The sequence below is a fragment of the Steroidobacter sp. genome (assembly GCF_016790065.1).
Taxonomy (GTDB): domain Bacteria; phylum Pseudomonadota; class Gammaproteobacteria; order Steroidobacterales; family Steroidobacteraceae; genus Steroidobacter.
The window spans coordinates 1-7,417 of record NZ_JAEUPY010000621.1 but is presented as its reverse complement, the minus strand read 5'-3'; the positions used below and the strand labels follow the sequence as shown (position 1 = coordinate 7,417).

5 protein-coding genes are annotated in these 7,417 nt (G+C 59.9%); all 5 read right to left on the bottom strand.

The window, feature by feature from the left end; translation table 11 throughout:
• Positions 1 to 160: 160 nt before the first annotated feature.
• Positions 161 to 1,783, bottom strand: coding sequence for a serine hydrolase (locus JNL55_RS25500; RefSeq protein WP_293860992.1), 1,623 nt, complete (start codon positions 1,781 to 1,783; stop codon positions 161 to 163).
• 65 nt (positions 1,784 to 1,848) lie between these two features.
• The gene (locus tag JNL55_RS25495) at positions 1,849 to 4,344 is read right to left on the bottom strand and encodes a TonB-dependent siderophore receptor (RefSeq protein WP_293860989.1); all 2,496 of its coding nucleotides are present in this window, start codon (positions 4,342 to 4,344) and stop codon (positions 1,849 to 1,851) included.
• Between the two features lie 116 nt (positions 4,345 to 4,460).
• Positions 4,461 to 5,546, bottom strand: a complete 1,086-nt coding sequence (locus tag JNL55_RS25490; protein ID WP_293860986.1) for a FecR family protein — start codon at positions 5,544 to 5,546, stop codon at positions 4,461 to 4,463.
• Positions 5,539 to 6,078, bottom strand: coding sequence for an RNA polymerase sigma factor (locus JNL55_RS25485; RefSeq protein ID WP_293860983.1), 540 nt, complete (start codon positions 6,076 to 6,078; stop codon positions 5,539 to 5,541). Before JNL55_RS25485 ends, JNL55_RS25490 begins: the two co-directional genes overlap by 8 nt.
• Before the next feature lie 973 nt (positions 6,079 to 7,051).
• Positions 7,052 to 7,417, bottom strand: a 366-nt coding sequence (locus JNL55_RS25480; protein WP_293860980.1) for a hypothetical protein, incomplete at its 5' end; no start/stop codon positions are given.

The window sequence follows — 7,417 nt, the reverse complement described above, 5'->3', positions numbered from 1 at the left end:
ACCACAGCCACCGCGACACCGACATTCTCAAAGTCCGCTCGCGCGCCTTCGATGTAGGCATCGAAACCGCTCAAGGAGCTGTGCGCGTCTGAAGCACTTCCCGCCGACGCAGGCAGCGCACACAGGCTGAGCAGCAGTGAGACCGCCAAGAGCCCGGATCTCATGGCAAACGCTCGAATGTTTCATTGAACAGCGACATCGATGTCACCGCGCCCTGTGGATCGATGACGAAGCTCATGAAATGTCCCGTCAATGACTGCTTGCCCGGTCCCTTCTTGCGCAACCGGAAGACATCGCCATGCCAATGCTCCAACACCGCGGAGAACGCTCCCGCGCCAGGAAAGGTCAGCGACAATTGCCCCGCTTCGATGCTTACGCTGACGCGCCCCGAGTGCTGTATCGAATCTTCGTAGTCTCCTGCGTATCGATCGAGCGGCAAGGAGGGCGGAGCATTCGGCAACCGTGAGCTCTGTAACTTCAGTTCTTTGGTTTTCGCGGTCGCGTCAGCTTGTTTGGCCAGCGCCAGAAATTCCTGATCCCAGTGACGCGAAGGACCGTTGAGCAACTGGTCGACCGCCCGTAGAGCAATCGCCTTGCGGAAGGCTTGATTGTCGCCACCAACCGTCTGCTGACTGTTCGATAGAACGACCACGCCAATCCGCTCTTCTGGCATCAGCGCCACGTAGGCGTTGAATCCGATCAGGTCTCCGCCATGATGCAACAGGCTTCGATCGCGATAGCGCACCTTGTTCCAGCCCATCGCATAGCCTTCACTGGCCGCTTGGAACGGGAATGGCTCTTCGAGCCGCAGGTTCTGAACTGAATGCAGCGCCTGCAGCGTTTGCTTGCTCAGCACCTGCTTGCCGGCGAAGCGCCCTTCGTTCAAGTTCACAATGACCCAGTTGGCCATCTCGCGAGCACTCGACACGATCGAGCCCGCAGCAGCGGCGTTGTCATAGCTTTGCCAGGCAACCACATGCGGTTGGCCCCGGTCGTCCATCACATGGGGCATCGCTACATCGGCATCACGCGCATCGGTATAACTGGGACGGGATGCCGGCGCCGAGCCCTGGAAGGGCGATGTCACAAACTTGGGATCCCAGAACTCGTAAGGACTCGTGCCGCTGCGGTTCATCTGCAGCGGCTGCAGAAGCCGGCGTCGCACAAACTCATTCCAGCTCATCCCGGAGACCGCGCCCGCCACCTTGCCGGCGACGCCATACATCGGATTGCTGTACTGGAACGAATCGCGAAACGCCCCATCCGGCTTTGCGTATCGCAGCTGCCGTATCACGTCGTCTGCGCTCATGACGGACATCACGAGATACGGAGCACCCACGATGCCGCTGCGATGAGTGACCGTGTCGCGCACAGTCAGCTGTCGGGTGAGCCAGGGATCGCGCAGCTGGAAATCGGGCAGGTAGTCGACCACCGGATCGTCCCAGCGCAGCTTGCCGTCATCGACCAGCACGCCCAGCGAGGCGCAAGCGAGCGCCTTGGTGGTTGAGCCGACCTGAAACAAAGTATCCGGCCCGATCCGCGCCGGCTGGCCGCTCTGCCTGAGACCAAAACCCTGAGCGAAGACGACTCGATCGTCGTGCACGACCGCTACCGCCAGCCCCACATTCCCGAATTCGCCCCGGGCCTGTTCGATGTAGCGATCAAAGCCCTTCAGAGGATTTGTTTGCTGTGCCGGATACGCATCTGCATGGACCAGCAATGCAAACGCAGACAGCCATGGCAGAACTCGACACCGCTTCGATGCATTCAGAATCAGATTCATGTTCTACGACTCGACGCAACAGCACTTTGAACGTTGTGACCTTTCACCCGGTGAGGTGCGGTCGGCTACCAGCTGTATTGCGCGGAGAAGCTGACGTTGCGCTCGTCGCCGTAGTAACACGCGTAGACGCAGGCCGAGACATACGCCTTGTCGAGCAGATTCTTCACATTGAACGCAAAGCGCCACTGCTCCAGATCGTAGCGAGCAGAAAGATCGTAGTCGGTGTAGCTCGGCACAGTCGCAACGTTGGCGGAAGCGAACGATTCACCAACGTAGCGAGCGCCGGCTCCCAAACTCAACTCGCCGAGCACACCGACGCGGTAGTGATAATCCAGCCAGAGCGAGGCGGTGTTCTTCGGCACGGAGACGGGTGTTTGTCCGAGGTCTGCGCCGTTGCTCTTGGTGACCTCCGCATCGGTAGAGCCGTACGAAGCCAGCAAATCCAGGTCGTCGCGGAAAGCGATGCGGCCCTCGACCTCGATGCCACGAGCACGAACTTCTCCAGTCTGTGTCGAGAATCCCGGGTGCGCCAGATCGGCCGTCAGCACATTCTGCCGCGTCAGCTGATAGGCCGCGAAGGTCAGTGATGCATTGTTGCTCTTCGGCTCGAATTTGAGTCCGGCCTCGTACTGCACGCCGGCGGTCGGCTTGAAGAATGCACCGGCGAAATCAGTGCCTTCGGCTGGCTGGAAGGACTCGGAGTAGCTGAGATAGGGCGCGATCCCGCTATCGGATAGATACAGCAGGCCAAGCCGCTTGGTGAACTTGTCTGCGGTTGCGTCGCTGCTGGGGCTCGCAACTCCGGCTGCAGAAATACTGCGATCCTCGCTTCTGACTTTGTCCCAGCGACCGCCCAGCATCGCCACCCAGTGTTGATCGAGTTTGATGCTGTCCTGAAAATAAATACCCAGCTGACGACTGTTCGAGATGGAAGTGCCAGGCGCCGGCAACGTCACCGGCACGCCATACACTGGGCTGAAGGCATCCAGCGAAGGGAATCCAGTGAAGCTTTGCTGTCTCGAGAAATCGTGTTCGCTGTAATCCATGCCGAACAGGACGGTGTGCTCGAAACGGCGCGTGGACCATTTGCCCAGCACCTGACTGTCGACGCTCCAACCGTTGTCGGTATCTTTTCGCGCGTAGACGTAGCGATCTATCAAGCGGGGGGTGGCCGCGTTGATGCGGTTGTAAACGCCAACGCTGGCGAAGTCCGCGCCGTAGCGGAACCACAGCAAGTTCTGGCGTACCTGCCAGGTATCGTTGAAGCGATGTTCGAACAAGTAGCCCAGCGTTCGACCGGTAGGATTGAACGCATCGAAACCCGGCTCACCCACGAACAGCTCACGCGATATTTTGCCGTTGGGGTTGGGCAGCACGGCGCCCTCCAACGGTTTGCCGGAATCGTAAGCGGTCTCGGTGGCAAGATAGCTCGCCAGCAACGTGAGCTTGGTCTGCGCCGTCGGCGTCCAGCTGAGCGCCGCAGCGCCCGCGGTACGATCATCCGAAATGTTGTCGATCATCGTGTCGCTGTCGCGCACCACGCCGGTCAGACGATAGCCCCAGGTGCCATCTTCCGTCAGCGGCCCGCCGAAGTCGGCATTCACCTGTCGATGATTCCAACTGCCCGCCTGCAACTTGATCGAACGCAGCGCTTGCCGCGTTGGCTGTTTGCTCACCATATTGACGATGCCGCCTGGAGAAGCCTGCCCGTACAGCACAGACGCCGGCCCCTTCAGCAACTCGACACTTTCAAACAAATAGGGCTCCATGCCGCCGCTATTGCCATTGATCGGGAACCTGCTGCCATTCATGTAGAGCGATGCGGTTCCCTCGTTGGCCGTATGGAAGCCTCGCATCACGAAGCCGGTCGTGCCGCGCCTGTTGCCACCACCACCGGCAGAGAAAACGCCGGCCGAGTAGCGAAATGCCTGCTCCAGCGAATCGGCGCCGCGAGCCTCGATTTGCTCACTGGTGACGATCGACACCGATAACGGAGTCTCGAGCAGCGGCAGATCCGTTTTTGAAGCCGCCCTGCCCACATTCGGCTGATAGAAGCGAACTCCTCTAACGATCACCTCTTCGGTATCCTCGACAGGCGCGGTGGCGTCCTTGAAGACGCTCCGCTCATCGCCTGCGTCACTGGACGACGCAGCGTCAGAGGACTTGGCGTCGTTGGCACTCAACGCCGTCGTGGTCCATCGAACATCGTTGGATCGCGAGGTCGAATCGGCAGGTGCGACCGCGACCGAATTCTCGCCCGCGTCTTGATACTGCAAGCTGGTCCCCTCGAGCAGCCGCTGCAACGCGTCCTTGACGCTGAGCTTGCCTTCCACGCCCGGCGATCGGAGATCGCCAACGGTGCCCGACGACGTCATCACTTGCACGCCGGTCTGCCGACCGAACTCCAACAGTGCGGACGACAACTTCTGTGCAGGGATATGCACTTCTACCGTGTTGTTGAAATCGATCGCGCTCGCCACGTGGCTCGCAAAACAACCGCAAAGAGAAAACACCACGGCGGGTGCCTGGCTGGCGCGATGTTCTTTTCGAGACCGATTCATTTGTTTCTCCCCCTCTTGCTCTATGCCGTGCTGATGTGCGTCGGCTTTGTTGAGAGCTAAGACTGGATCGGTCGGGGTAGCGGAACCTCGGCGGCGAAAATGATTCTCCGACTCACTCACGGAGTTGCAGGCCGCGACGATGCAGAGTCGCTCGACGCTTGCGCCTGAATGATCGTTTCTTGATCTGTGCCGACGACTCGGACCGGAAAGATTCGCGGCAGCGCGCGCAACCATTCATCGATCGACCGCACCTCGATCGTGCCGGTGTACGCCAGTCCGGTGTCGACGCCCTGCAGTGTGATGCGCCGAGAGGAGTAGCGATTGACGTTCGCGATGACCGACGCCAACGGCTCCTCGATGTACTCGAGCCGGCCTTGCCGCCAGGACGTCGCGGTCGCCGGATCGACTATGCGCAGGATCGGGCTGACCAGATGAGTCGCATCGTAGATCACCTGATAGCCGGCCGGTGCACGCACGACCTGCGGGATTGTGTTGTCCCGCTGATTGTCGGCAGTGACGTCGACGACTCCTTCCTGCACCGTAACGGCGACACGACTGCCGGTGCGCAACACGTCGAACGCAGTTCCAACAGCACGCACCTGAAGGTTGCCGGCGCGCACGATGAACGGCCGACTCTGGTCATGCTTCACCGTGAAGAAAGCCTCGCCTTCACCCAGATCGATGTTGCGATGAGTCGCCTTGAAATCGATGGCGACGCTCGAACCGGCGCCCAGCGCCAGACTGGAGCCATCCGGAAGCGTGGCTTCACGATCGCGGGCAATGGCAGTGTGCAGTTTGTCGATAGACTGAAGTCGTTGTGGTTGATTGACCTGCCACCAACCTGCGGCGCCGATTGCGATCAACACTGAGGCGGCCAACCCGACGTGAAGTCGCGAGACGCCGGAACGCGGCTGCTCGACGGCCGGCTGGTGCGTAGCTCTGCGTGGTTTCAGCAGCGCACGCCATCGCGGAACACTGTGCGATTTGGTCGCCAGGAGCTGGGCGACTCGATCGGGATGCAAGGCGCTGGCGGCATCGAGCCCCTGCCATAGCGGCCAAAGTCGCTCGAAAGCACGGCGGTTTTCAGGATCCGCTTCGCACCACTCGACCCACCGAACGATTTCCTCGTCGGCCAGCGTGCCTTCCTCGAGCCGGATCAACCAGTCGCTGACCTGCTCCAGTCGTTGCGTTTCCTCATTCATCCGTTTTCTCCTTGTCCTGGCCGATGCGACTCATGGCCTCTTGGGGAGACAGCCCGTCCAGGCGGTAACGGCAGTAGATCAACGCTCGAGCAATGTGCTTGCGGACCATTCGGTCCGAGATCTGCAGCTGAGCGGCAATCTGCGCGCTGCTGAGTTTGCGGAGCCGATGCATCGCGAACACTTCGCGACACTTCGGCGGCAACTCCTCCATGCACGCCAGAAACAACTCAAGCTCCTCCTCGGCCAGCACCGCTCGCTCGACATCGAAGGGATCCGTGAATTGCTCAAACTCGGCGTGATCGGTGCCAGATTCGACACGGATACGTCGCCGGGCGCTGAGCCGATCGAAAGCCAGATTGGCAGCGATGCGAAACAGATAGGCGCGGAGAAAACTAACCGCTGCGGTGTTATCGAGCTGCAGCAGTCGCACATAGGCTTCCTGCGCAACCTCCCTGGCATCGCCCTCATCTCGCAACTTGATCCGCAAGAATCGCAACAGGCCTTGGTTGTGCTCCCGGAATAGCTGATCCACCGTCCGTGCGCGAGCCGCACGCCGCCCATCCCCGCTCCCAGGCGCGGCGTCGGAAAATGCAGCGGGTTCAGTGGACTCAGGCATTACAGGCACACGCCTCCTCAAGGAGACAGACTCGAATCGTGGCCGCAGCGGAACCTCGGTGGGTAGTTTTTTTTATAGGCCGGCGGTGACCGTTCGCCGACGGTCCCGTCTGGATGACACAAGAGATGGAGCGCCCGAGAGGATTCGAACCTCCGACCCCTGCATTCGGAGTTGACGGGAATAGTTAGGATCGAAACCGGCCGAGCGCGATGTGCTGGGTTTTTCAATAACTTACGAATCGGTAGGTAACAGTGGGCACCCGGTTGGTCACTCCTTGGTCACTTCACCGAGTCGCGCCCATGCCCTCCTCAAGCTCCGGCAAGGCGCGGTCCGGCATCGAACATCCCAGCTCACGTGTGACTGCGATGATTACCATCAGCATCGGTCGCCGTGGTTGGGCTCGACCCCACGAGAACACCTCCCGGCGCCTTGCAGCCCGCCGATCAAGCGCTCTACGCCGCCTGGGTGGGCAGCCGCAATCACGTGCGAGTCAAGAATGAAACGGACTATGGGATGCCGGTGGCCGGAGTGTTCGCTCAGCGCTCTAGGGCGGCGAGGAATTCGTAGCACTCAGTCAACCGTCCCGCCGGCACGGAAACATGGAAGATAACTACCGCCTATCAGCACTGAAGGCAGGGCAAGCACGGCATCCACCGGGATCGCATAGGCGGCCGCAGCTTGATCGAGCACGGGTATTGCAAGAGCGGAAAACCAGAACACGCTGCCTTCGCAGATCTAAATAGTCACCGAAAGAAGCAGCAACCGAATTATCGAACGTCCCGTGGTCATGGTGGTTAGCGCGGAAAGTCCGTTATTGATCTCGTGTACGACTCACGCACCTATGCTCAGCGACAGTCATCGGATGAGCTCCCCGAAGGCGAACGTGCGTTCAATCAATCACCCCCTTGGGCGGTGGCACTTCTAGTCGCGCACCCGCCAGCAGCCCGCGCTGTGATACCAGCATGCAGGACACACCTGTGTACTCTCGACTCAAATCGGCAGATCCGGGAGGCGAAGCACGAAGACTTTCGAAGTGCAGTTGGGTTATGCCTTTCCGCCTCTCAACATGCATTTTGTAATGAATGCGACGATCTTGATTACCTCCCTCGGCGAAGATGACCACCGATGGCGAAAAACCCTGGAATTCCGGGAAACGGTCCACACGAAAATTAACGCCACGCATCTGATACGTGTCCCCAACCTTTACCTGTTTTGGTATCGCGTAGACAAACACGTCCGAATCTGAATTACGTGA